At 42.3% G+C, this 25,208-nt stretch carries 22 protein-coding genes; 6 read left to right on the forward strand and 16 right to left on the reverse strand.

Features of this window, described 5'->3' with window-relative positions; all coding sequences use genetic code 11:
* Window positions 1-44 precede the first annotated feature (44 nt).
* Window positions 45-785: a C39 family peptidase gene (locus GFC28_RS06860; protein ID WP_044746663.1), complete on the forward strand. Its 741-nt coding sequence runs from the start codon at window positions 45-47 to the stop codon at window positions 783-785.
* Window positions 786-804: 19 nt separating this feature from the next.
* On the opposite strand, the gene fadH is transcribed toward GFC28_RS06860, so the two are convergent.
* Window positions 805-1,569, reverse strand: coding sequence for a 2,4-dienoyl-CoA reductase (fadH, locus tag GFC28_RS06865; protein ID WP_044746664.1), 765 nt, complete (start codon window positions 1,567-1,569; stop codon window positions 805-807).
* Between the two features lie 290 nt (window positions 1,570-1,859).
* On the opposite strand from fadH, the gene GFC28_RS06870 reads away from it, so the two are divergent.
* Window positions 1,860-2,747: a metallophosphoesterase gene (locus tag GFC28_RS06870; protein ID WP_044746665.1), complete on the forward strand. Its 888-nt coding sequence runs from the start codon at window positions 1,860-1,862 to the stop codon at window positions 2,745-2,747.
* Window positions 2,748-2,840: 93 nt separating this feature from the next.
* Here the strand turns inward: GFC28_RS06870 and GFC28_RS06875 are convergent, their stop codons facing one another.
* Window positions 2,841-4,922 (reverse strand): RNA degradosome polyphosphate kinase, encoded by a 2,082-nt coding sequence (locus tag GFC28_RS06875; RefSeq protein ID WP_044746666.1) that lies wholly within the window; start codon window positions 4,920-4,922, stop codon window positions 2,841-2,843.
* A gap of 14 nt (window positions 4,923-4,936) precedes the next feature.
* A complete protein-coding gene (locus GFC28_RS06880; RefSeq protein ID WP_044746667.1) occupies window positions 4,937-6,466 on the reverse strand; it encodes a Ppx/GppA family phosphatase in 1,530 nt (509 codons plus the stop codon).
* Between the two features lie 110 nt (window positions 6,467-6,576).
* Between GFC28_RS06880 and GFC28_RS06885 the strand changes: the two genes are divergently transcribed.
* Window positions 6,577-7,014 carry a YkyB family protein gene (locus GFC28_RS06885; RefSeq protein ID WP_044746668.1) on the forward strand — a complete coding sequence of 146 codons (438 nt, stop codon included), beginning with the start codon at window positions 6,577-6,579 and terminating at the stop codon, window positions 7,012-7,014.
* Window positions 7,015-7,553: 539 nt separating this feature from the next.
* Here GFC28_RS06885 and GFC28_RS06890 read toward each other — a convergent pair.
* From GFC28_RS06890 to corA, 6 genes are all read right to left on the reverse strand, one after another.
* Window positions 7,554-8,459: a chemotaxis protein gene (locus GFC28_RS06890; RefSeq protein WP_044746669.1), complete on the reverse strand. Its 906-nt coding sequence runs from the start codon at window positions 8,457-8,459 to the stop codon at window positions 7,554-7,556.
* 126 nt (window positions 8,460-8,585) lie between these two features.
* On the reverse strand, window positions 8,586-9,236 hold the full coding sequence (locus GFC28_RS06895; RefSeq protein WP_044746670.1) for a glycoside hydrolase domain-containing protein: 651 nt from the start codon (window positions 9,234-9,236) through the stop codon (window positions 8,586-8,588).
* 264 nt (window positions 9,237-9,500) lie between these two features.
* The gene (locus GFC28_RS06900; protein ID WP_044746671.1) at window positions 9,501-10,751 is read right to left on the reverse strand and encodes an ATP-binding protein; all 1,251 of its coding nucleotides are present in this window, start codon (window positions 10,749-10,751) and stop codon (window positions 9,501-9,503) included.
* A 125-nt stretch (window positions 10,752-10,876) separates the two neighbouring features.
* Window positions 10,877-12,103 carry a PLL family lectin gene (locus GFC28_RS06905; RefSeq protein ID WP_044746672.1) on the reverse strand — a complete coding sequence of 409 codons (1,227 nt, stop codon included), beginning with the start codon at window positions 12,101-12,103 and terminating at the stop codon, window positions 10,877-10,879.
* Between the two features lie 240 nt (window positions 12,104-12,343).
* Window positions 12,344-12,898 carry a TIGR00725 family protein gene (locus GFC28_RS06910; RefSeq protein WP_044746673.1) on the reverse strand — a complete coding sequence of 185 codons (555 nt, stop codon included), beginning with the start codon at window positions 12,896-12,898 and terminating at the stop codon, window positions 12,344-12,346.
* 17 nt (window positions 12,899-12,915) lie between these two features.
* Complete coding sequence (gene corA / locus GFC28_RS06915) at window positions 12,916-13,881, reverse strand: magnesium/cobalt transporter CorA (RefSeq protein ID WP_044746674.1); 966 nt, start codon at window positions 13,879-13,881, stop codon at window positions 12,916-12,918.
* A gap of 687 nt (window positions 13,882-14,568) precedes the next feature.
* On the opposite strand from corA, the gene GFC28_RS06920 reads away from it, so the two are divergent.
* Entirely contained in the window at window positions 14,569-14,796 is a 228-nt protein-coding gene (locus GFC28_RS06920; RefSeq protein WP_044746675.1) for an IDEAL domain-containing protein, read from the forward strand.
* 168 nt (window positions 14,797-14,964) lie between these two features.
* Entirely contained in the window at window positions 14,965-16,116 is a 1,152-nt protein-coding gene (locus GFC28_RS06925) for an aminotransferase A (protein WP_044746676.1), read from the forward strand.
* A gap of 153 nt (window positions 16,117-16,269) precedes the next feature.
* Here the strand turns inward: GFC28_RS06925 and GFC28_RS06930 are convergent, their stop codons facing one another.
* From GFC28_RS06930 to GFC28_RS06945, 4 genes are all read right to left on the reverse strand, one after another.
* A complete protein-coding gene (locus GFC28_RS06930; protein ID WP_044746677.1) occupies window positions 16,270-17,136 on the reverse strand; it encodes an NAD(P)-dependent oxidoreductase in 867 nt (288 codons plus the stop codon).
* 45 nt (window positions 17,137-17,181) lie between these two features.
* A complete protein-coding gene (locus GFC28_RS06935; RefSeq protein WP_369818737.1) occupies window positions 17,182-17,397 on the reverse strand; it encodes a TM2 domain-containing protein in 216 nt (71 codons plus the stop codon).
* A gap of 74 nt (window positions 17,398-17,471) precedes the next feature.
* Window positions 17,472-18,257 carry an SDR family oxidoreductase gene (locus GFC28_RS06940; protein WP_044746679.1) on the reverse strand — a complete coding sequence of 262 codons (786 nt, stop codon included), beginning with the start codon at window positions 18,255-18,257 and terminating at the stop codon, window positions 17,472-17,474.
* A gap of 105 nt (window positions 18,258-18,362) precedes the next feature.
* Entirely contained in the window at window positions 18,363-20,336 is a 1,974-nt protein-coding gene (locus GFC28_RS06945) for a methyl-accepting chemotaxis protein (RefSeq protein ID WP_044746680.1), read from the reverse strand.
* Window positions 20,337-20,752: 416 nt separating this feature from the next.
* Here GFC28_RS06945 and GFC28_RS06950 point away from each other — a divergent pair, with 416 nt between their 5' ends.
* Entirely contained in the window at window positions 20,753-20,950 is a 198-nt protein-coding gene (locus GFC28_RS06950) for a hypothetical protein (protein WP_044746681.1), read from the forward strand.
* A 19-nt stretch (window positions 20,951-20,969) separates the two neighbouring features.
* Here GFC28_RS06950 and ptsP read toward each other — a convergent pair whose 3' ends face one another.
* From ptsP to ptsG, 3 genes are all read right to left on the reverse strand, one after another.
* Window positions 20,970-22,691: a phosphoenolpyruvate--protein phosphotransferase gene (ptsP, locus tag GFC28_RS06955; RefSeq protein WP_044746682.1), complete on the reverse strand. Its 1,722-nt coding sequence runs from the start codon at window positions 22,689-22,691 to the stop codon at window positions 20,970-20,972.
* Window positions 22,691-22,957 carry a phosphocarrier protein HPr gene (locus GFC28_RS06960; RefSeq protein ID WP_044746683.1) on the reverse strand — a complete coding sequence of 89 codons (267 nt, stop codon included), beginning with the start codon at window positions 22,955-22,957 and terminating at the stop codon, window positions 22,691-22,693. Before GFC28_RS06960 ends, ptsP begins: the two co-directional genes overlap by 1 nt.
* A 104-nt stretch (window positions 22,958-23,061) precedes the next feature.
* On the reverse strand, window positions 23,062-25,086 hold the full coding sequence (gene ptsG, locus GFC28_RS06965; protein ID WP_044746684.1) for a glucose-specific PTS transporter subunit IIBC: 2,025 nt from the start codon (window positions 25,084-25,086) through the stop codon (window positions 23,062-23,064).
* Window positions 25,087-25,208: the final 122 nt, after the last annotated feature.

Genomic DNA, 25,208 nt, shown 5'->3' on the forward strand with positions numbered 1-25,208 from the left:
ATATACTGCTTCAAAGTGAATTTCGATTGGATTAGGTGATGAACATGAACTATCTTTATATGGAAATAGCGTTTTTTATGCTGCTTGGCTGCTCAAATGAAGAGAAAAAAGCAGCACCTCCGTCCCATTTGGCAAAAGAGGCAGAAAACCCTCATTTCCGTTATGAGCCGAAAGCGGTACAAAATCCCGAAAAAGTGATTCTTCATGTACCGTTAATTAAGCAAGTTCCTGAGTTGAAATATGGATGTGAGGTAACAAGCTTAGCCATGGTGCTGCAATATGCAGGAGTCCAAGTAGATAAACTGACCTTAGCCAAACAAATAAAAAAGGATTTAGATCCGAAAATAAGGGATCGACATGGAAACATCATTTCATGGGGAAATCCGGCAGACGGATTTGTTGGAGATATGACTGGAAAATCGAGCGGTTATGCCGTGTTTGATGAACCGATTGTAGAGCTGATGGAAAAATATCTGCCAGAACGTGCCGTTAATTTAACTGGACAACCTTTCACTGAGCTGCTTAGGTACGTTTCCAATGGCCATCCCGTTGTTGTTTGGACAACAGGAGATTATCGCCTTCCAGATCGTTGGGAAAGCTGGAAGCACGGTGGGCAAACGATTCGTACACCGCTCGATTTGCATGTGGTTGTTCTTGTCGGTTTTGATTCAGATTTTGTTTATATCAACGATCCTCTCTGGGGAAAAAAAGCACATCAAGTCAACAAGCAGCAGTTTATTCGTTCATGGATAGCCTTAAAAAAAAGAGCGGTTTCCTATAATTGAAACCGCCTTCTTTTATCAATTAAAACGGATATTGGTTTAGCCATTGCCCCCCATCTATTGTAATGCATTCCCCATTGATGTAAGCGGCTTCATCTGAAAGCAAAAAAGCAGCAAGTCCAGCAATTTCTTCAGGTGTTCCAAGCCGGCCAAGCGGCACACTTGCCAATGTTCGCTTCGCTGCTTCCTCGGATTCCCAAAGCTTTTCCGCTCCTCCTGTTCGTTCAATCGGACCAGGAGCGATTGCATTCACACGAATCCCATATTTTCTGCCCCATTCTACAGCAAGTGTGCGCGTCATCGCTAACACGCCAGCTTTCGCGCACGCCGAATGGATAACGCCAGCACCGGCATTCCACGCATATGTAGCAACCATGTTAATAATGGTGCCTTTTGCTTTTTTATTGATCCAATAATTCCCTATTTCTCGACTGCAATAAAATGTTCCGTTCAGCACAATGTTGATCACGCTATTCCATCCATTAATTGATAGCTTTTCAGCTGGACAAATAAAATTTCCTGCTGCATTATTAATTAATGCGTCAATTTGCCCAAATTCCGCATCCGTGCGCTGAACCATTTCGGCGACGAGTTCAGGTTCACGCACATCCATTTGAATCGGCAACACCATTCCTTCCGCGGTCTCTATTTCCTTTTTTACCTCTTCTAACGCCTCCAATCTCCTTCCTGTGATCACAACACGAGCTCCCTCTTCCACAAACCGCTTGGCCATATATTTTCCCATTCCGCTGGACGCGCCTGTTACAATAATCACTTTTCCCTGCACATTTTCTCCCCCTTAAATTACTGACTGATTATTCATTCATTTTTATTTTACTATAAATATACATAATTTTCTAACATTTTTATTGATCTATATCCATATCGCTTGAAAATAAAACAAACGATTGGGAAACGGTCCGCGTCCGAAAGACAAGTCGGCCGTTTCCACTACTAAAAGCCGATATTTTTTACCTGCAAGAGACAACCAATGAAAAGCTGAGCTTGATCTATTACTTTTCTGTTTTTGATTCTCTATTTATAATATAAATAATGAGGAAAGGACGTAGATAATTCATGAAAACCACGCCACAAATGAACAGAAGAACATTTCTCAAAAAAAGTATTGGCTCCCTGCTCGGAGGCATGTTTATCGCTTCCTTCGGGTATTACTACGCTCGTTTTATCGAACCAAGCCGGCTGACCATCAGTAAACATTCAATTACTCATCCATTAATCCCCAAGAGCTTCGATGGTATGACGATTGTACAATTTAGCGACACACATCTCGGAGATTATTATTCACTCGAGCGGCTGAACCAGCTTGTTAGCCAAATAAACGATATCAAGCCAGATCTGGTTGTTTTTACTGGGGATTTGATCGATGCTCCTAATCAATATCCTCATGCTCATCAAATTATTCCTATCCTTTCCAGAATTCGTGCTCCGTTTGGGAAGTTCTCCATTTACGGAAACCACGATCATGGAGGTTATGGAACGGATTTATACCGAAATATTATGAATCGGGCCGGATTTCGTATGCTTGTGAACGAACATGCGATCATCCAGCTCGTCGATAAAAGCAAAATCGCGATTGCGGGCATGGACGATTTAATGCTTGGCCGCCCGCATTTTGAACAAACCTTTCAACAAATTCCTCCATCTACCTATACCATTTTATTATTGCATGAACCAGATGGAGCCGTTCAAGCAGCGCATTACCCTGTCCATCTGCAGTTATCAGGGCATAGTCACGGCGGCCAGATCCAGCTTCCTTTCATCGGTCCTCTGATCACACCTCCACTGGCCATTCAGTATTATGAAGGATTTTATGAGGTGGGGAAAATGAGGCTTTATGTCAATCGAGGCCTAGGCACAACTCGAATGCCATTGCGCTTTTTAACTCCTCCTGAATTAACAATCTTTACATTAAAGCATCAACCATCGTCGGCGTCGGATGGTTGATGCACTGATTTAAGGTTGAGAATTCAAGCAGTATGGACCATCGTTGCTTCATCATCCTCAACTAGTATCACGGGTTTATCCACCTTCCTCTTTCTATTCTTCATCTTCTTTGACGCGATAGGCTAAATTAAATAGCCACAATTGACTATCAATTTCCCGTTCCCCCTTCGCTTTTTTCACATAATGATACTCACCATACCTATCCTGCTCCCTAGCTTTCACATTATCCGCAAGCAAGATAGACAAAATGTCCACAATTCTTGATTTTAAATGATCGGCTAAAATCGGAAATAAAATTTCCACTCGTTTATCCATGTTACGCGTCATCATATCAGCTGATGATAGAAACACTTTCTCCGCTCCATTATGCTGGAAATAGTAAATTCGGCTATGTTCAAGAAACCGACCAACAATACTGCGGACACGAACGCGATCACTAACTCCCGGGATGCCCGGGCGAAGGCAGCAAATTCCGCGAACAATTAAATCAATATTCACCCCTGCTTGTGAAGCTTCGTACAGCTTCATAATCAGCTCTTTATCTGTCAGCGCATTCATCTTTGCAATAATACGTCCATTTCCGTGTTGACGATGCAGGCGAATCTCCTCATCAATGAGGTGAATAAATTGGCGGCGAATATCGAATGGAGCAACGGATAGATAGTGAAAATGAGGTTTTTCCATATATCCGCTTAAATAGTTGAAAAAATTCGTAGCATCCTCGCCAAATTCACGGTTGGATGTTATGAGACCTAAATCGGTATACAGTTTAGCTGTCGCATCATTATAATTTCCTGTACCTAAATGAATAAAGCGCTCGATTTTCCCATTTCGCTGCCTGACAATCAGGGTGATCTTACTATGTGTTTTTAAATGCGTAATGCCATAAATGACATGACATCCTGATTTCTCCAGTTCTTTGGCCCATTGCACATTATTCTCTTCATCAAAACGAGCTTTTAACTCAACAAGAACCGTTACTTGCTTGCCATTTTCCGCTGCCCGCTTCAAGGCTTCGATAATGGGAGAATCACCGCTGACGCGATACAATGTTTGCTTGATGGCGAGCACCTGCGGATCATCTGCCGCTTCCGATACAAAATCGATGACGGGTTCAAATGATTCATAAGGATGGTGAAGCAAAATATCCTGTTCCGCCGCTTTTTCAAAAATGTCCTCCCCAGAATCCAAATCTCTTGGGGGCTGCGGAATAAGCGCCTCATATACCAAATGCTCTTTATATAAAGATAGTTCTTGATAAAAGCGGTAAAAGAAGGTCAAATCAAGCGGTCCGTCGATTTCATATAGGTCATCATGACCAATTTCTAATTCCTCTAATAAATAATTTAAAATAAATGGATCAAACCCGTCCTTTCTTATTTCCAGACGAACAGCAGCTCCCCATTTTCGTTTTTTTAGCTCTTTTTCAATTTCTTTTAATAAATCGCGCGCACCTTCTTCATGGATCGTCAAATCGGCATTGCGCGTAATGCGAAATGGAGTCACTGAAATCACATCATATCCAGTAAATAACGTTTGAATATGAGCCGTAATGACATCCTCGAGCAACACATATACAAAGCGGTCAGATTCCGATGGGAGACGGATGAAGCGATTTAACACAGAGGGGACCTGAACAATCGTTAATTTTCGTCTTTCCTCCTCTTCTTCAGCATCAAGCACAACTGCTAAATTTAAGCTTTTGTTCAGCAGCATCGGAAACGGACGGTACGCGTCCACGGCCATTGGAGTTAAAACAGGGAAAATCCGTTCAGTAAAATACGCCTGCAAAAACTCCCTCTGCTTTTCCGTCCATTCATCTATAGCTGCCAAGTAAATCTTCTCTGCTTTTAACATGGGCAAAAGCTGTTCATTATAAAACCGATATTGAGCAGCTACTAGCTCATATACTTTTTCGGAAATTTTGTTTAGCTGCTGCTTCGGCGTCAGCCCCGCTTTGTTTTCAGGTTTATTAAATCCCGCCTTTACTTGATCTTTTAAGCCGGCTACACGCACCATAAAAAATTCATCTAAATTCGAACTGAAAATCGCTAAAAATTTTAATCGTTCAAGCAATGGATTTCTCTCATCAAATGCTTCTTGCAACACACGTTTATTGAAAGCAAGCCAGCTTAATTCGCGATTATTATAATAATTTGGATTATTTAGCTCCATCGTGCTTCCCTTCCTTATTCATTTTGCTGAAAATGCAATTCAATCGGGCGTTTGAGTATTTTTTCGATATGTTTTTTATTTTTTTCCGCCTGGTACTCCTCTGCTCGAAAATCTCCGCTACAAATGATGTTCATGATAATGGTGTCGCTCTGCTCAGACCATCTAATTTGCTGAACAATCTTTCGCTTCGTATCGTTTAGGCTATAAGCAAATTTTAAAAGAGCCCCAAGAAAGCGAATGCGCTTTTGTTCTTCTTTCGTAAACCAACTGCTAAACGGAGCAATATACTGTTTAAATAACGGTTTATTTTTGTAAGAAGCCATAAGGGCAAGCTTTACGCGGTCCTTATGCATCAATCCATCAATGGTTCGATTGGCCAATAAATAAAATGTATGCTGACTGCTTGATTCTTCATCAATATACTGCCCTAAATAAAACACCCGTGCAGCCCATTTCATATCCCGCACATCTTCATCTGTCAACGGGTATAATTGAAGCAAACGAATTTGTTCCACCATTTGCGAAAGAAGATGGGACACATATTCCACATCGTCTAAGCGAATATCATAATCCTGTGCCAATTCGAAAAAGCTTTCTTGGAGAACGTTGGGAAATACTCTAGTCCCAAACGGTTGAGTGAATTCTTCATAAAAAATGCCATCGCGCAAGCCTTTTCTGCTCAACACAAACGAAGAAGCTTCTACGACATCATACAGTACACGAAAAACCTCCAATGCAGGAATCATTAAATCCGCACGATCCTTGGATAAACCTTCCAATTTTTGAATGTCTTCAAATGGAAGTGAGGTTAGTAGCTTTCGAACGTCTAGCAGGTGCTTTCGTTTCATTTCGTATTGATGAACACCAGCAAGCGGATATCGGCACATAAGTTGATGAACTTGTACCACATTTCGAGCACTTCCCCCCATAGCAACAATAGGAACATTTCTTTGCAGCAGCCATGGCAAAGAGTGAAATTGCTCTTCTACATATTCGGCAAGAAGCTCTAACTCCTCATCTGTTGGAACGTTACCCGCCACAAACTTTTGCTTTAATGACAAAACTCCGAACGGAAAGCTGTGTAATTCATATAGTTGCCTGTCTTTATAATAAGTGATTTCTGTGCTACCGCCGCCAATATCTATTGTTATCGCTTCAGAAATGGGCGTAGAATTAACGACGGCAAGAAACCCGTAATAGGCTTCCTCCTCTTCAGTAAGTACCCGAATACAAAAATCCGTATTTGCTTCTATCCATTCAGCGATTTCTTTTTGGTTTTTCGCCTGGCGAATCGTAGCGGTAGCCACACATTTGACGCGTTCTAAACGATGATAGCGGGTAATTTCCTGAAAGCTTTGCAGTGTATTTAATAAAAGCGACACGCCCGATTCCGCCAACATCTGGTCTTCTGTTAAATGGCTGCGAAGTCTTGCCACCACTTTTACATTTTCAACTTCACGCAACCGACCGCTTTTTTGCCGTTCATAAATCACTAAACGAATCGTATTTGATCCGATATCAATGATTCCGTACTTTTCTTTCATGCTTGTTCATCCTTACGTTTATTTTTCATTAATCATATCATATGTTGCAAACAAATGTTCATGCTGTATAATAAAAGTACTAGACAAGCCTATTGAAAAGGAGACGAATCATGGAGAGTTTAGAACCAACGATAGATAACTTAGCGAAAGCGATTTTCACTGTTAATCGCCATGCGAAAACAGCATTAAATCCATCTTTTTTATATCTGTTAAAGAAAAAGACGATTGAGAAGCTGATTAGTGAGGGCAAAGCCAAAAAGGTGGGTCTTCATTTCTCGCCGAATCCGCGCAACAGCCAACAGCAATCTGACGTTCTTGTCGCTGTCGGCAACTATTATTTTCATATTCCTCCGACAAAAGAAGACTTCGCAACTCTTCCGCACTTAGGGGCCTTAAATGGCGTTTATCGCAATCCTGTCGCAAAAATGCCGCTGTCGCAAGCCAAATCATTGTTACAGTCATATGCCGGCATCAGTGAAACACCAGCTAACAAACCTTCGCCAAGAACATACCAAAAGCCGGTATTTAAACGGCTCGGTGAACGTTAAGGATGGAATGGAGCCTCTCTCTTTGAAATCTGGTCATTTCAGAATAAGCAAAACGAGACGCGCTTTTGCTCGCGCCGGTTGTCGGGTTTACTCGCCTTCGGCAACCGGCGCTCATTTTTCTATTCTTATTCTTTTCTGTCATTTCGGTTCGTGAACAAGCAAATACACTTTATCATTCAACCGTTTCTCTTACAGCCATCTTTTTTGTCCCTTTCTTTTTTATTTTTCATCAATCCCCTGCTTTTATCCCTTATTCTAATGAAGGCCTCAGCACTTTATCGATCGGTCAGTTGTTCCTTGCAAAAGAGGAATCTTATCTCGTTTGTATCTTTATATGAAATTCATCCTGCTTTTAGACGAGAAGCCCCTTGTTTCCGATCATCGTGAACCATTAAGGCTTTTCATATTTAAAAATAGCATTTACATAAAAAAATGGACAGCCTTTTGCAGAGACTGTCCAACGGTAACAGGAGGCTCAAAACCGCCATTCTATCCAGGACAAGGACAGCAAATGAATCGGTTTTATCTGTCACCACGAATTATAAAATATATTTATCGATTACTTTCACAAGCTCGCCCACTTCTGGTTTGCTGACTTGCGCCGTCGCTCCAACTTTTTCGCCCTTATGACGCAAATCATCGGTAATAAGCGACGAGAAAATGATAACAGGAAGCTTGCTGAGTTTTTCATCCTCGCGGATTCTTTTCGTCAAATGATGTCCATCCATTTGCGGCATTTCAATATCAGTAATCACAAGCTGCACTTCCTGCTCAATGTCTTTCCCTTCTTTCACAATTGCTTGTAAATAATGAAGGGCTGCTTCTCCATCCTCGAAAAATTCAACAAGCACATAACCTGCTTCAGCAAGCGTGTCATGCAACAGTTTACGCAAAAGCGGGGAATCCTCGGCAACCACGATTTTTTTATTCGAGCGTTCCCGTTTTCCAAGTTTTTTCACTTGCTGTACGTTAATCCCTGTTTCCGGGTTAATATCCACCACCATTTTCTCAAAATCAAGCAATAAAATCATTTTGCCTTCAAGCTTAACAACCCCGATTACCTGACCATCAAGTCCTTGATACATTTGGGAAGGCTTTTCGATTTGCCTCCAAGAAATTCGATGAATCCGAGTAACATTATGTACATGGAATACCACTTTTTGCTGATTAAACTCAGCAACAATAAATTTATCTTGCTGAGGCGTTTCCGATGGAGGAAAGCCGAGTGCCTTGGCCATATCAATAACGGGAAGCACCTCTCCCCGCAATTCGATAATTCCTTCTATATTAGGATGAGAATGGGGAACTTTTGTAATGGGGACAGGATTTAAAATTTCTCTTACCTTCATCACATTAATAGCAAATTGGTTTGTACCGATTAAAAATTCGACAATCTCCAATTCATTGGTTCCGCTTTCTAACAAAATCTCCCGTTTTTCATTCATCTTCGATAACGTCCTTCCTCGTATAATGTCCTAATTTTATTATATTTTTTCCTAAGCAAATAAGAAACCTTTTTCTTTATAAATTCCTCTCTAAAAAATAAAGCTGCCTTCTTATCGGCAGCTTTTCTAATATAAAAAATCAAGCAATCGGCGGTCAGCTAGGTTGGTGTCGACAGGACATGCTTCGGCATCCCGTCCGTATTGCCAGGCCCATACATTCGCTTTACAATTTGGCGAAGCCGGAGAATATTTCGGAGCTTTTTGCTCGGATGTCGTTCCGGGTCTCGGTGCTGAACTCCAAATAACGGATTGAACAGCCACTTGGTTATTTTTTTGTACTGCTTCGCAATAAGCTGCAGAGAAATCCCCTTTGGATGGATCTGCATAAAATCCAGGACGATAGCCAGTAGGCTGAAGCGTTTCCACCCAAGCGCGAATCCATGCCTCATCAACAGCAAAAAAATCTTCAATATTGGCAAACAACATTTTATTTTTTGGAATCCCAAGCCGACGCGCATGAAATACTGCATTGCGTGCAACGACTTGTCCGTTGGCATATCCTGTTGCTTGGCGAAAAGCGTTGTAGATCGGCAATATTTTTATACCATAGCTATGTAGCCGAGCTATTTCTTGAGCTGTTAATCCATCAGAGACATTCGGCACCTCTACTAAGTAACGCCCCCAAAATTTTGGATAGCCAAGCTCATTTTTCACGCAATAAAACGATTGATCTGTCACTGTTGCCGCGGAATCAACTCCCCAAACCGTTCTCGCCATAATTTCTCTCATTCCTTTCTCTCTGCACTTTTTTCTATACGAAAAATGCAACGATGGAACGAAGATCTGGAAAATCGACGCTCAAAGGTATATTTGCAGACTGGCATTGGTCACGCACTCGTATAGCGAAGGTCCAAATACTCCCGCTGTCAGACCCATTCATGAATCTATGAAGCCATTCATCGTGTAGCTACCTGACCGTCGAAAAACATCATGAGCTCCGTATAGCTGCTTTATATTATCATATGACTGAGACGGTTTGTCTTATTTCATTAAAGGCAATGTAATCTCTACGCGCGTTCCTTTTCCGGGATGGCTCATATAATGAACGGTTCCTCCCATTTCACGGATTAAGCGATTGGAAATCATGCTCCCTAACCCCGTTCCTTTTGACTTCGTTGTGTAATAGGGAAGACCAATCTTTTTTAACTCCTCCTCTGTCATTCCTTTTCCGTTATCTTCAATCACTACTTTGACAGTCTTTTGCTGCATAAGAGATTGTGTCGTAATAAAGACACTTCCGCTGCCATTATCAATTGCTTCAATCGCATTTTTGATAATATTTAAAAATGATTGCTTTAAATATTGCTCGTCTCCCCAGACGTAACATTTTTCAATATTCTCCCATTCGATAGACACATTGGCAAACGCTCCTAACGGGCGAAGCAAGTCCACACAGTCACGCAGCACTTCACTTAAATCAATCGGCTGCAAGCGAAAATCAGCCGGCTTTGCCAATTTTAAATAATCCGTAATGATTTTATTTGCCCGATCTAGCTCCTCTAGAATAAGGGGAGCAAATTGCTCTAATTGTGAATTTCCAGCATCCTTTTGCAGCAATTGCACAAACCCGCGGACCGTCGTAATCGGATTGCGAATTTCATGAGCAAAGGATGCCGCCATTTCACTGACCATCGTCAGCTTATCCATATATACCATCTCATCAAATTGGCGATTATACACAATTAAGCGTTCAATTAAAACAATAATCAACAGGTAAGTCGCCAAAAACATGGCAAAATACGTACTATAAAATTCCCAATTCAAAAATGAAACCGTTTGAACAATGATCGTAAAATACAAAAGAAAATACAGCATCACAATCATTAATGCATGCCATAATTTATTTTTTGCTTTCCAATAAAAAGGCCGAAATAACCAAGCAGTGATAAACGAAAGAACGGAAACAAGCACTCCGATTCCGGCAAAAGAGCCGCCAATAATCAGACGCGTAATCACCACAATCAATGTGCATATGCCTCCGGCCGGCCAGCCAATATATAGCGTCACAATTAAAATGACGATCATCCGAAAATCAAAATGTGTCTCCCCTAGGGTCTCAATTGGATAAAACATACACAGCATGGCAGCAAACGCAGCAAATAGCCCATAAATGGCTTGCTGCCGCATCGTTAAAGTCAGACGGTCCCGAAAAGGGAAAAATAAATTCGCATTAAATGTTAATGAGAGCAAAATCGTAATATTGACAATGAGAGGCTTAATCATGAAAATCATTCTTGATTTCCCCCGTTCATCGATACATCGCCCATCATTGTATCATACTCTTTTCATTTCTTGAATGAGTTTTACAAAAATAAAAACACGCTTGGCTAGGTAATCATAGCCAGCGTGTTTTTTCGTCATCTTTTCCAACGGTGAAGCAATTCGTTACGCTCTCCACGCGCAAAAACATCGAGACGATTTCCTCCCCATGAAATAGCAGCGGGTTCAGATGTAATACGCCTTCCATCAAGATGAAGAAACTCGCTCCAATGCGCGCCATCCCAATATTTATAAAGAAGTTCATGATTCCCACCGCGCGCAAAAATATCTAAGCGGTTTTTTCCTCTAGATGCCGCTGCTGGGCTCGAAGTAAGAATACCTTTCAGATCTTCCCAATGACTCCAGCGCACGCCGTCCCACCATTTATGCAAAAGTTGCCGCTCTGCTCCTCTCGCAAATACATCAATTCTTTGCTTTCCCCATGAAACAGCTCCGGGAGCGGATGTAATAATGCCGCCCAAGTTTTCCCATTCACTCCAACGCACACCGTCCCACCATTTATGATACAGATGACGATCCTCGCCGCGCACAAACACATCCAGCCGATTGGCTTCCCATGATGCCACCGCAGGAGTTGAGCTTAACACTCCTCCTAAGTCTTCCCATTCACTCCAGCGTACACCGTCCCACCATTTATGCAAAAGCTGCCGTTCTGGCCCGCGACCAAATACATCAATGCGATTTTCCCCCCATGAGACAGCAGCTGGAGAGGAAGTTAATGTACCGGAGAGATTTTCCCAATCGCTCCAACGCACACCGTCCCACCATTTATGGAGCAATTGATGCCTTTCACCTCTTGCAAATACATCCAGCCGATCTCGTCCCCAAGACGCCACAGCCGGTCCTGATGTTAATGTTCCTCCTAAACTTTCCCACGCGCTCCAATCCTGTTCCGGCCTATATCCGATATTCTCTAGCACCAAACGAATGATGGATCTTACGATTTGCTCGATTTCATTTTCCGGAACGCGATACGCCTGCAACACAGTAAACAACCAAGGGGAGTTTCTTCTAGTTAGCTGAAACAGCTGCTCAATCTTTTGATCCATTGTTCCTTCCACATGGTCCTTATGATCTAACGCTGTTTGGACAATGACACGAAACATATAGCGTGATATATTGCGCGGAACATAATATTGTTGCAGCTTCGCATATAGCGACTGCAGCTTCGGACGAATCATGCGCCATATATTCTCCATTTCTTGGTTTCTTTCACTATTTTCCCTGTCATGATAATCGATTAACATTTCAGTAAATCCCGGTACATAGGCAGAAAACATGCCATACGGATCAAGACGGTCCATCCTATCCCCTCCTCTTTGTCAAAGATCCCATCACTTTATCGTATGATGCTGTCCGATTATATAGTCCTTTTTTTGTTGCAAGTACAAAGACTTCGATTAATGTATATAGAATATGGTGGGTGGATAAACAAACATGATGCCACGTGCTATCATTTTGTTTTCATTAGTCATAGGAGCTACTCCTCTTCCAACGGAAATAAAAAGAGGGTGCCCAAACTATTCGTTGGACACCCTCTCTTTTTAATCGCCAATTCTCCCTGTATTTCTTTCGCTATCAAGCGGCTCGGAAATGCGGTTAAAAGCCAGATCCACTGCAGCTTCTGCTGAACTGCAAAACGCAATCTCCACCGTGCGCCGCTCATCCAAATACCCTCCTTCATAGGCCACCTCTTTTATTTTTGTCGCCCATCCACCTGTCGTTTCAATAATAACCACCGGTTTTTGATTCATATATGCCGCTGACAGCTCCCCAAGCGTCCCATTGCCGCCGCGGATCATAATAAGGGCATCCGATGAATGAACGAGCACCATGCTGCGAAAATCAAAATGAAGCCCTGTTGTAATCGGTACATCTAAATAATCATTAGCGACATCTGTGCGATCTCCGGCTAAAATGCCAATCACTAATCCCCCTGCCTGCTTTGCTCCTTTAGAAGCTGCTTCCATGACTCCGCTTCCTCCGCCGGTTAATAGGACCGCCTTTCTTTTCGCAATTTCTTCGCCTACCTGCTCCGCAATTTTTCGTACGCTGTCAGGAATATCCCCTGATTGTCCAATGACTGCAATTCGCTTCATTCGTTGTCTCTCCCGTTTTACCGATTTCCTTTATGAAAACGAAACCATCCTTTTTTCTTAAACAAGAAAAACATGGCTACCGCAATGAGTGCCATTATTCCTAGCACAGCAAAATACCCGTATTTCCAATGCAATTCAGGCATATTGTCAAAATTCATCCCATACACACCGGCAATGAACGTCAACGGCATAAAAATCGTCGTAATCACCGTTAATGTCATCATAATTGTATTCATCCGATTGGAGTTCAATGACAAATAACTATCGCGAATATCAGAAGTAATATCGCGATTCGCCTCAATCATTTCCACCAATTTTAATAAATGATCATAAATATCATGAAAATAAATATGCTGTTCCTTCATTCGCTGTAGCCGATCAGAGTTAATAATCCGATAAAGCAAATCACGCATCGGGACAATGGTTCTTCTTAGTTTGGATAAATCACCGCGAATATCAAATACTTTTTCGAGGATTTCCTGAATGGTATGATCGTTTGTATTTTCATCAAGATCATTTAACATATCTTCCATTCGATACATCGGCGGAAAATAATCGTCTACAAGCTTATCTAAAACATGATACATCACGTGAAATGGTCCTGCTTGAAAATGCTCTTCTGTTTGCAGCCTTTCCCATACTTGATTTATTCCCCATACGGATTGTTTATGAAACGAAACGAGAAAGTTTTGTCCGATAAATAAATCCACTTCTTCCGCTTCCAATGTTTCTTGATTAATAGAGTGCACAACCATAAACAAATACTGATCATAAAAATCCAGCTTCGGTCGTTGAATAAATTCCAAACAGTCCTCAATCGCTAATGGATGAAAATGAAAAAAATCGGCCAACAATTTTGCCTCTTCATCTGTCGGTTCGTGGAAATCGACCCAATACCATGAAACGGAAGGTTTTTTTAAAAATGGCAGTGGTACATCATAGACTACTTCAAAGTCTTTAGTAATCGCACAAGTTCGGATCATCACTCTCCCCCTTCCTTCGACGTCAATGTATCAAAACATAGGCATGTAGATGAACGAACAAAAAACCTTCGCCTCTAGCTTCATTTTTTCACAGGCAGCAAACGCATCGTTCGCTAAAGACATATCTTAATTCTTGGCTTTTCTGCCATAGCCGGCAATCCTCTTGCTAACGACTAGCATGCTATATAGGCGATCAATGATTTTGGCACTGGATCTATCTGTGAAGGATCAAGATCCAACGAGAAGATCGAGCAGATGGCTCATGCAAAAGCCAAATGGCATGTTTTCGACGGTCGGAGACAAGCCGCGGACTTGTCTCCGTCACGCCCCAGCTGCCAAGAACCGAACAACCGTCATACCTGCTCATCAGAATGGGAAATATTAGCACATCAAGCTGTATCCATATCATACCACGAATTTATAGATGGAGCATTGATATAGGACGATTGTGGTTGTTCAATTGGTTCACTCCGCTCGAAAAAGTTTATCTCTCCCCAGCCATCAGCTTTTCAAAAATAATTTTATTCCATTCTCAAGCTGTATTTATCTATATAATACCCGAAAAATAGTCGCTTGTTTGTAAAAATTACTACCTTCGAATTTATCAAAATTTTCTTTACTTTTTTATAAAAAAAGACGATAATATAAAAAAGGGAACATCTTGTTCCCGAATAAGGGGGAGTTTCCATGTACGAAAAACAATTTCCTCACGAAGGGATTATGATGTTTGGGCAACCGGAAGAAAAAAACAGCTACGGACCGCTTGCTGAAATGATTCTGGAACAAGCTATTTTCCTTTATCAAAAAAATAAATTAATGGAAAAGATTGATGAAGCGCTAGCTACCAAAGATCAAGCGCTGTTTTTAGAATTATCCACCCAATATAACGAATTGCTAAAAAAACACAGAGAATAGGCAGGGAGATTTTTCGAAATGATGGAATGCGAAGCCTCACAGCACTATAATCATGAATCGTTTGATTAGGTGAGCCACTTCTTCGTCTTTATACGCAGAAGAAGGCTCACCTTTTATTGTACTTCCGTGATAAAATAAAACAAATGGAGTATGGAAGGAAGGAATACTATGGAGCATCTCATTCATCCGCGTATTAAAAATATTGAAATCTCAGGAATCCGCAAATTTTTTAATATGGTTGCCGATCGTCCAAACCTCATTTCATTAACAATTGGCCAGCCGGATTTTCCGACTCCTGAACATGTGAAAGAAGCTGGGAAACAAGCCATTTCTGATAACTTCACAGTCTATACCCACAATGCAGGCTTGCTTGAAGTGCGTCAAGCGGCTTGCCGTTTTGTCAACGAAAAATATGGCTTGCACTATAATGAAAACGAAGTGATTGTGACGATTGGTGCAAGTCAGGCCATTGACATCGCTTTTCGCACCATTTTGGAGGAAGGAGTCGAGGTGATTTTACCAGGCCCTGTGTATCCCGGTTATGAGCCGATTATTCGCATGTGCGGAGCCAAACCTGTATATGTCGACACCCGCCATAACCAATTTAGGCTTTCCGCCGACTTGATTAAACCGTACATAAATGAACGAACGCGCTGTATCGTTTTGCCGTATCCCTCCAACCCAACTGGTGTAACGTTAGCGCAGCAGGATTTGCTAGAACTGGCTGAACTGTTGAAGGATCGCCCAATTTGGATCTTATCGGATGAAATTTATAGCGAGCTTGTTTATAGCGGCAAACATGCTTCAATTGCCAAATGGCTGCGCAATCAAACGATTGTGATTAACGGATTAAGCAAGTCACATTCAATGACGGGATGGCGAGTGGGGTTTGTCTTCGCCCCAGAGTTTTTAACAAAACATCTGATTAAAGTGCACCAATATAGCGTCTCATGCGCTTCTTCCATTTCGCAAAAAGCCGCTTTAGCCGCCTTGACAGCGGGAAAAGAAGACGCCAACGACATGCGGAAGCTATACGAACAGCGAATGGAATATGCCTACAGCCGGCTTGTTGAGATGGGCTTTCAAGTGGAAAAGCCAACAGGGGCTTTTTACTTATTTCCATCTATTGAACCATTTCATACTTCCTCTTTTGAATTTGCGCTTGATTTAGTGGATAAAGCTGGCGTAGCCGTCGTTCCTGGAAGCGCCTTTTCAGCATATGGAGAAGGATATGTTCGGCTTTCGTATGCCTATTCATTAGAAACGCTAGCAGAGGGGCTGAATCGCATCGAACAGTACGTTCAAAAACATAAAAGGTGAGAGCTTGGGTAGCTTCTCACCTTTTTATCAAGGAGGCAGCTGGTCATGCCATCGACTGGCCTCTGACAGTCGAAAATTTGAAAACGTCTATAAGTTCCCTCTTCTTAGTTGGCACAATAGAGAAGGTGCCATTTTCTTAGTGCTAGAGGGCGTTTATGAATGATCATAGTGCTTGTATAACGCATGCGTTCCGCTGTTCTCCTCACCGCTTGCCGCCAGTTCTTCATACATTTTTTTAGCTAAGCTCAGTCCGGGCAGCTGCAAATTCATTTTTTCTGCCTCTTCCAGCGCAATTTTCATATCCTTAATAAAATGCTTTACATAAAATCCTGGCGCAAAATCCCCCGCCAACATTCTTGGGGCTAATTGGCTCAGTGACCAGCTGCCGGCAGCTCCTTGTGAAATGCTTTCCAACACTTTATAAGGATCAAGACCTGAACGTTTCGCATAAATGAGCGCCTCACAAACACCGATCATATTGGTAGCAATCGCAATTTGGTTACACATTTTCGCATGCTGGCCCGCTCCCGCTTTTCCTTGAAAAACAATGTTTGTTCCTAGCACTTCAAAAATTGGCTTGCACTCATGAAATGCCGCTTCATCGCCCCCAACCATAATGGCAAGCCGTCCTTCTCTGGCACCAACGTCTCCACCAGAAACAGGAGCATCTAGCGCAAATACCTTTCTCTTCTTCGCCTCATCATAAATTTTCTCGGCCAACGACGGAGGAGATGTTGTCATATCAATTAAGTACGTGTTTTCCTTCACATTTTCAATTAATCCGTTTTCGCCAAAATATACGGCTTCTACATCCTGTGGATAGCCCACCATCGTAATAACAACATCCGCCTCGCGGGCAAGCTCGCGAACCGTTTCCTTCCAGACCGCCCCTGCTCTTAATAGCTCCTCTGCTTTCTCCTTCGTGCGCGTGTGCACAAGCAAATCATATCCTGCTTGCAGCAAATTGCGCGCCATACTTTGTCCCATTACACCAAGACCAATAAAGCCGATTGTTTTCATACTCATTCCTCCACATATAAAACACCTTGGCTTGCGGCCAAGGCGCTAATCTTCTAACACGACATTATATTTTCGATTGAACTCTTCATCGGATTTAACGAGATAAACGATTCCCTCAATAAAGCCGATGATGCTTGGAATTCCTGTCCACGAAAATAATAAATAAAGAATGCCTTGGCCAAGCTTTCCTAAATAAAATTTATGAATGCCGAGACCACCTAACAAAATGGCTAAAAGACCTGCAACTACCTTATTTTTCACGATGCCTCTTCCTTTCTCCGCTGGGGTAAGTCCTTTTATTTATATTCACCCAAATGAGAAAGTAGCACCTTTGGTTAAATCGCTTTGACCATCCCCCCATCGACGAGAAACGATTGGCCTGTCATATAGGAATTGGCTGCTGAAAGAAGGAAGGTCACCACATTGGCAAACTCCTCCGGCGTTCCATAGCGGCCAAGCGGAATGGCACTTTTCATCCGCATTTCCATTTCTTCCTTTGTGATTCCAAATTTTTCTGCGTTCATCTGATCTAAAAAAGCCACCCGTTCCGTTGCAATTCTTCCCGGCGCTACGGTATTGATTAAAATGTTATATGGAGCAAATTCAGAAGCCAACGTTTTGGTCAAACCGACAATTCCAGTGCGGAATGTATTTGATAGCAATAAGCCAGGAATGGGCTCTTTGATGGAAGAAGAAGCAATATTGACAATTTTTCCGCCATTTTTCTTTAAATAAGGCAGTGCTTCACGAATGAGGCGAATATAGCTTAGTAAATTTAATTCAAATGCTTGATACCAATCCTCATCCGTAATCGTTTCAAAAGTTCCCGTCGGAGGTCCTCCCGCATTGTTGACAAGCAGTTCAAGAGCTCCATATGTTTCTACCGTTTGGACAACAAGCCGCTGAATTTCTTCTTTTTTCGTTACATCCGCTCGAATGTAAGCAACCCTTCCTTTATGTAACTCACTTAGCTCTTGAGCCACCTCCTTCAGCTTTTCTTCATTGCGGCTCGTAATCATCACATTGGCACCTTCCAGCACCAGCCGCTGGGCAATCGCTTTACCAAGCCCTTGACTAGACGCTACAACAAGCGCTGTTTTTCCCTCTAACTGAAGCTCCACCTTCTTCACTCCTTTTCTTTATTATTACTATACCATTCGGCAAAGCCGCTGAGTTTTCCTCCTTCTCATCATAAAAGCGCACGGGAAATCCATGCGCTTTTATGGTTATGCATCGAATTTTTCGACTAATTTCTTGAGCTGCTGTCCCATCTCACTTAATTTTTCAGCGGACTCTGTGACCGTGCTGAGCGCCTGCAGCTGATCATCGGCTGATGCTGCCACTTCCTCCGCAGAAGCTGCCGCCTGTTGAGCAATAGCGGAAATATTTTGCATCGCTTCAACCACTTGATCCTTACTTTCGTTCATATGCTTCACTTCATCACTAATATGAGAGATGGAGTTTGTCAGTTCTTCCATCATGACGGAAATTTTCATAAAGGATTCGCCTGTCGTATGAACGGCTTGCTGTTGCTCTTCGTTCATATCTTTTGAACGCCCAACGGCTTGCATTGCTAAATCCGCTTGTTGCTGAATCGTCGCGATTGTCTGACGGATCAACTCGGTCGCTTGAGAAGATTGTTCCGCCAATTTGCGAACCTCCTCAGCCACAACCGCAAATCCTTTACCATGTTCGCCTGCTCGTGCTGCTTCAATGCTCGCATTTAACGCAAGCAAATTCGTTTGTGCGGAAATCGCTGTAATCGTTTGAATGACTTCATCAATTCTTTTCATTTTTTCAACGAGATCATCCATTACTTTTTCTACAGACTGCAATTCATTTTTTGCTTCATCTGATTTTAATTGCAGCTCATTTAATTTTTCTAATCCATAATAACTTGCTTCTTTTGTATCATTTGATAAAGTTTGCATTTCTGAAGCGGATTGAGCGACTGCTTCAATTTGACTTGACAGCATGGTTGTTCGTTCGTTGATCGTATCTAGGTCACTCGCCTGTTCAGATGTTCCTTTTGCAATATCATTAATCGCTGTCGCTACTTGCTCGCTTGAAGTCATCGTTTCTTCGGAAACAGCGCTTAAATGATCGGCAGATTGAGCGAGCTCAGCAACTGACTGATTCACTTGATGAATGAGTGCCCGCATTTCATGAACCATATGGTTAAAATGAGAAGCCAGCTGCCCGATTTCATCTTTTGCTTTTACTTTCACTTGAACCGTTAAATCTCCCTCTGCTACCCTCTCTACTTGCTCTTGCAAGTAGACGATTGGTTTGACAATGGAGCGAGCCATCAAATAAATGACAATCATTCCGATAAGTACTGCGATAATCGTAATCATGAGCATTTGTGCTGCAATTGAATTACTGACCGCAAATAAATCTTTTTCTTTATATACCGCTCCAACTTTCCAGCCCAGCTCAGGAATAGTTGTAAAATAAAGCATTCTCTTTTCGCCGTCTCTCGTATACTCATACACGCCGCTATCACGGTCAAGCATGTATTTCACAGTGGCGTCGTTTGCCATATTCTTTCCTTTGTATTGAGGATGGACGATAGCAATACCTGTTTGATCAAATAAAAACGGATAGCCTTTGTATCCTACATCCATTTTATTCACAATTTTTGTAACGGCATCAAGTGACAAGTCCATCCCGATGACACCAACTACTTGTGCACCGTCTTTCACCGCCTTGGCAAGAGTCACCACATACTTTCCTGTAACCGTATCTACATATGGATCCGTCCAGGCAACCTCATCAGGATGCTCGATTGCTTTTTTATACCACGGACGGGAAGTCGGATCAAAGCCAGCCGGAAGGTCCACTTTCGGCGTCGTATACATCTTTTTCCCTTCAGTTCCAATATAAACAAGCTGTGTATTGCTATGAATCTTTAAAAACGTTTGAAATTCCTTTTCAACTGTCGGCGATTCTTGGTTGTCTTTCGCCATTTGGACTATCGCCGGCGATTCGCTAAATTGCTTCATACTATTCACTTCACTTGTAAAGCTTGATTGAATATCGTCAATCAGCTGCTCAACAAGCGCATGCCCGCGGCTGCTGACATCCTTGCGAATCATCTGCTTTGTTTCTACGACCCCGACAATTTGTGTAACGGCTAAAGAAACGACCATTAGTAAAGCTATTAAGACAATCAGTTTTGTTCTTAATGTTTTGAACACTTCGCTTTTTCTCCCCTTTGTCAAAATTCATCCTATTTTGTCGAGTTGCCATTTCCATTATAAAACCATGGTCTATAGCCGTCTATAGTAGCATATTCTCAATCATAGCAAAATGAATGAAAAACTTTTTTGCTATCGCATTTATCATGGTAAAAATTCCAATTGTTGACGATCCATGATTTTACTAAAAATATGGAATCATATAGCTAGACACAAGCTTTTCGCTTGCCGACTACGGCAGAAAAGCGAGGAATCCAAGCCATGTCAATGAATTTTTATGGGATCATCACAACCCTAAATAAAACATAGACGTGCGATAGAATAAATGACGCCCGTATGTATTTTCATAATACTGCGATGCGCGTTATCTACGCGCCTGTTGTCCGATTCCGTTTAGCAGGGGGAAATATGAGACGATGACCATTATGTCCAGCGCCTTTCAGCGACTCAATATGGACAAAAAAAGATCATGTAGCCAGCAAAATCAAAGCTTTTTGCTTCACTTCGGCCATGCTGTTCGATCAGTGGTTGAAAATGATGGAGAAGGCGCAAAAGCAGCAATCATACTGTATGAATGGAATGGAACCTTCTTTTTAAATCATAAGCGGTGGTAGCTACCACCGCTTATATTTTCTACTCCATATGGAAAGTTTGTTTCACAAATGCCACCACTTCTTCTGCTGTGCTCATGGATAGAATGGCTTCTTTAAAGCTAGCTGCTTCTGTTTTTGAGAGCTTTTTCATTTGTGAACGAGCACGTAAAACCGAAGTTGCGCTCATGCTAAATTCGTCCAGTCCTAAGCCGAGCAAAATTGGAATCGCCAATTCATCTCCTGCCATTTCTCCGCACATTCCTGCCCATTTTCCTTCTTTATGAGCGGCTTCGATCACATGATGAACAAGGCGCAAAATAGCTGGATTATACGGCTGATAAAGGTAAGAAACCCGTTCGTTCATACGATCAGCCGCCATCGTATACTGAATTAAATCATTTGTTCCAATACTAAAGAAATCGACTTCCTTGGCAAATTGATCGGCAAGCACCGCGGCCGCAGGAATCTCCACCATCATTCCAATCTCAATCTCTTCAGCTACTGGAATTCCTTCATGTTGAAGCTTCTCTTTTTCTTCTAAAAGGATGGCCTTTGCTTGCCGGAACTCTTCCAGTGTTGCAATCATCGGAAACATAATTTTTAAGTTTCCATACACACTTGCGCGCAGCAGCGCACGAAGCTGAGTTCGGAACATGTCCTGCATTTCAAGGCACAGACGGATCGCTCGGAACCCTAGAAACGGATTCATTTCTTTTGGAAGATCTAAATACGGCAATTCTTTGTCGCCGCCAATATCAAGCGTACGAACAACGACCGGTTTGCCTTGCATTTGTTCCAGTACTACTTTATATGCTTCGAACTGCTCCTCTTCTGTCGGCAGCTCAGAGCGGCCCATATATAAAAACTCTGTACGATATAAGCCAATTCCTTCTGCACCGTTGGCTAGCACACCTTTAACATCTTCTGGCGTACCAATATTTGCAGCTAATTCAACATGATGGCCATCGCTTGTCACCGTCGACTCGTGAACAAGCTTCGCCCACCCCGCTTTTTGCTTCTCAAAGCGCTCCCGCTTTTCTTCATAATGAGCGAGCACATCACTCGATGGATTCACAACAACTTGTCCATCCAGTCCATCAATAATGACCACATCGCCATTTTGGATTTCCGCTGTGGCACATTTCGTTCCCACCACTGCTGGAATTTCAAGAGAACGAGCCATAATCGCCGAGTGAGAGGTTCGGCCGCCGATATCAGTAGCAAATCCTTTTACATATTGGCGATTGAGCTGTGCTGTATCAGAAGGTGTCAAATCTTCGGCAATGATGATCACTTCTTCGGAAATCAGGCTCGGATTGGAAATCGCAATCCCGAGCAAATGAGCAAGCACTCGCTTCGCGACATCGCGAATATCAGCTGCCCGCTCTTTCATGTACTCATTATCCATCGATTCAAACATCGCAACAAACATGGACGTTGTTTCATTCCATGCGTACTCTGCATTGACTTTTTCCGCTTTAATTTTATCCTTTACCGGATTTAATAGTTCCGGATCACTTAACACAAGAAGATGCGCAGAAAAAATGGCAGCTTTGTCGTCCCCTAATTCGCGTAATGCATGGGCCTGAATTTGCTCAAGTTCGCCTTTGGCTTTGACAATAGCTGCTTCAAAACGTTCAATTTCAGCCTGTGGGTCCGTAATGTCATATTTTTCAACAGTAAAATTAGGGGTTTCTAAGCGGTATGCCTTAGCAATGGCAATACCGCTTGATGCAGCAATCCCTGTAATATTCTTAGACATTATTGTGCAAGACCCTCTTTTGCCAATGTATCTGTTAATGCTGCTAACGCTTCTGCTGCATCTGAACCCTCAGCTGTAATTTTAATTTGAGCACCTTGTGGAACACCTAGCGACATAACACCCATAATGGATTTCAAATTCACTGTTTTCCCGTTGTACTCTAAGTTAATGTCGCTGTTAAATTTGCTCGCTGCTTGAACAAGTAAAGTAGCAGGACGAGCATGAATACCAGATTCAGCAGTTACTTTAAATACTTTTTCAGCCATTTAAACCATTCTCCTTTAACAATATATTTTTTTGTCATCATAACAAACATATCTGCTCTTATTCAACAGAAAAGAAATTTGTCGATCGTTGTATCCCCTTTTGGTTATTCGATGACAGCTACTTTGTGCTCACCTTTTGTTACTGTCGTTTCTGTCTCTAAGCGAATCTGCTCGTTCGCTTTTAAGTTTGTAAAAATAATCGGTGTAATGATGGAAGGAGCATTATTTTCTACATATTGCAAATCTACTTTTAAAATCGGCTGTCCTTTTTTCACTTCGTCTCCTTGCGAAACAAGTGCTTCAAAGCCTTGTCCGTTCAATTTTACGGTATCAATACCAAAGTGAATTAAAATTTCTCTGCCGTTCTTCGATTCAATCCCAATCGCATGCTTCGTCGGGAACACATTGATAATTTTTCCATCAACAGGAGAAACTACCGTTCCATCTGTTGGCATGATGGCAAAACCATCCCCCATCATTTTTTGTGAAAACACTTGGTCTGGCACCTCTGACAACGGAAGTACTTCACCTGTTAGCGGAGCGATAATTTCGTCTGTACTCGCACTCGCTGCGACTTGAGCACTTGCTGTTTTTGGCTCTTCTTTCACACGAACCGGCGTGCGCCCTTCCATAATATCCTTAATTTGCCCTTTTAAGATGTCGGATTTCGGTCCAAAAATCGCTTGTACATTATTTCCTACTTCAAGTACACCAGCTGCACCTAACGTTTTTAACCGTTCTTTATCGACATGTTGAATATCATGAACTGATACACGTAAACGAGTGATGCATGCATCTAAATGTTCGATATTTTCTTTGCCGCCAAGCGCTGCTAAAATCTCGTACGGCAAATCTCCTGCGCTTGCTGCTTCGCCCGCTTTTTCTTCCGTCACTTTTTCACGTCCCGGAGTCGCTAAATTCCATTTGCGAATCGCAAAACGGAAGCCGAAATAGTAAATAACGGCAAATACAAGACCTACTGGAATCACAAGCCACCAGGCTGTTCGGTTTGGCAGCACTCCAAATAGCAAATAGTCAATGACACCACCGGAGAACGTCATTCCGATTTTCACATGCAATATATGCATAATCATAAACGATAATCCGGCAAAAATGGTATGGATCGCAAATAGTGCCGGTGCGACAAACAAGAACGAAAACTCAATTGGTTCGGTAATTCCTGTTAAAAACGATGTAAGTGCTGCAGATGCCATAATTCCGGCAACGACCTTTTTGTTTTCAGGGCGGGCCTCATGATAAATAGCCAGTGCAGCGGCAGGAAGACCAAACATCATAAATGGGAATTTCCCTGTCATAAATGTTCCGGCCGTTAAATCGACTCCATCTTTTAGTTGAGCAAAGAAGATTTTTTGGTCACCATGAACAACTTCTCCAGCCTTGTTGACATACTCACCAAATTCATACCAGAATGGCGAATAGAAAATATGATGCAAGCCAAATGGAATAAGCGCGCGTTCAATCACGCCAAAAATAAAGGCTGCCAGCGTTTTATTCGCATCAATCATATTATGTGAGAATGAATTCAAGCCATGCTGGATAGGTGGCCATACCCATGTCATCACAATTCCCAAAAGAACAGCAGACGCTGCTGTGATAATGGGTACAAATCGCTTGCCGGCAAAAAATCCTAAATATTGCGGCAGCTCGATATTGAAAAACTTATTGTACATATACGCTGCTAAAATACCGACGATAATACCGCCAAATACCCCTGTTTGCAATGTTGGAATCCCTAAAATATTCGCAAACGACGGATCTGTGCCGATTTTATCAGCCGTGACGCCCAATATGACGCTCATCGTTTTGTTCATAATTAAGTAGCCGACAATCGCAGCAAGGCCCGCAACACCTTCGCCTCCGGCTAACCCGATCGCTACCCCAACTGCAAAGAGCAAAGAAAGGTTGTCAAACACCGCACCTCCTGATTGCTCCATGACTTTGGCCACAAGAACGACCCAGTCTGCCTTAAGTGCAGGAATTTTGTCTGTTAGCGCCGTATTCTGTAAAGCGTTACCAAAAGCAAGCAAAATACCTGCAGCCGGCAAAATCGCTACGGGAAGCATTAACGCTTTTCCGACTTTTTGCAGCGTTCCAAACGCTTTTTTCATAATGTAATCCCCCTTCTCATTCTAAATTGGCAGCAAACATTTTTTCTCTTTATAGTCATCTCACCAAATGCCTGATATTTGTAAGCACTTGCAAAGGATGAAAAAACAAAAGGCATGAGCAA

It is taken from the genome of Anoxybacillus sp. B2M1 (genome assembly GCF_001634265.1).
Lineage (GTDB): Bacteria > Bacillota > Bacilli > Bacillales > Anoxybacillaceae > Anoxybacteroides > Anoxybacteroides rupiense.

Bases quoted from the DNA above. Each gene is read 5' to 3' on its own strand.
- ptsP (WP_044746682.1), bottom strand. From the start codon at position 22,691: ATGTCTAAGAATATTACAGGGATTGCTGCATCAAGCGGTATTGCCATT.
- GFC28_RS06870 (WP_044746665.1), top strand. From the start codon at position 1,860: ATGAAAACCACGCCACAAATGAACAGAAGAACATTTCTCAAAAAAAGT.
- GFC28_RS06900 (WP_044746671.1), bottom strand. From the start codon at position 10,751: ATGATTTTCATGATTAAGCCTCTCATTGTCAATATTACGATTTTGCTC.
- GFC28_RS06890 (WP_044746669.1), bottom strand. From the start codon at position 8,459: ATGAATGAAAAACGGGAGATTTTGTTAGAAAGCGGAACCAATGAATTG.
- GFC28_RS06905 (WP_044746672.1), bottom strand. From the start codon at position 12,103: ATGGACCGTCTTGATCCGTATGGCATGTTTTCTGCCTATGTACCGGGA.
- GFC28_RS06880 (WP_044746667.1), bottom strand. From the start codon at position 6,466: ATGAAAGAAAAGTACGGAATCATTGATATCGGATCAAATACGATTCGT.
- GFC28_RS06910 (WP_044746673.1), bottom strand. From the start codon at position 12,898: ATGAAGCGAATTGCAGTCATTGGACAATCAGGGGATATTCCTGACAGC.
- GFC28_RS06950 (WP_044746681.1), top strand. From the start codon at position 20,753: ATGACCATTATGTCCAGCGCCTTTCAGCGACTCAATATGGACAAAAAA.
- GFC28_RS06960 (WP_044746683.1), bottom strand. From the start codon at position 22,957: ATGGCTGAAAAAGTATTTAAAGTAACTGCTGAATCTGGTATTCATGCT.
- GFC28_RS06885 (WP_044746668.1), top strand. From the start codon at position 6,577: ATGGAGAGTTTAGAACCAACGATAGATAACTTAGCGAAAGCGATTTTC.
- GFC28_RS06895 (WP_044746670.1), bottom strand. From the start codon at position 9,236: ATGGCGAGAACGGTTTGGGGAGTTGATTCCGCGGCAACAGTGACAGAT.
- GFC28_RS06875 (WP_044746666.1), bottom strand. From the start codon at position 4,922: ATGGAGCTAAATAATCCAAATTATTATAATAATCGCGAATTAAGCTGG.
- GFC28_RS06860 (WP_044746663.1), top strand. From the start codon at position 45: ATGAACTATCTTTATATGGAAATAGCGTTTTTTATGCTGCTTGGCTGC.
- GFC28_RS06920 (WP_044746675.1), top strand. From the start codon at position 14,569: ATGTACGAAAAACAATTTCCTCACGAAGGGATTATGATGTTTGGGCAA.
- GFC28_RS06930 (WP_044746677.1), bottom strand. From the start codon at position 17,136: ATGAAAACAATCGGCTTTATTGGTCTTGGTGTAATGGGACAAAGTATG.
- corA (WP_044746674.1), bottom strand. From the start codon at position 13,881: ATGATCCGAACTTGTGCGATTACTAAAGACTTTGAAGTAGTCTATGAT.
- GFC28_RS06925 (WP_044746676.1), top strand. From the start codon at position 14,965: ATGGAGCATCTCATTCATCCGCGTATTAAAAATATTGAAATCTCAGGA.
- ptsG (WP_044746684.1), bottom strand. From the start codon at position 25,086: ATGAAAAAAGCGTTTGGAACGCTGCAAAAAGTCGGAAAAGCGTTAATG.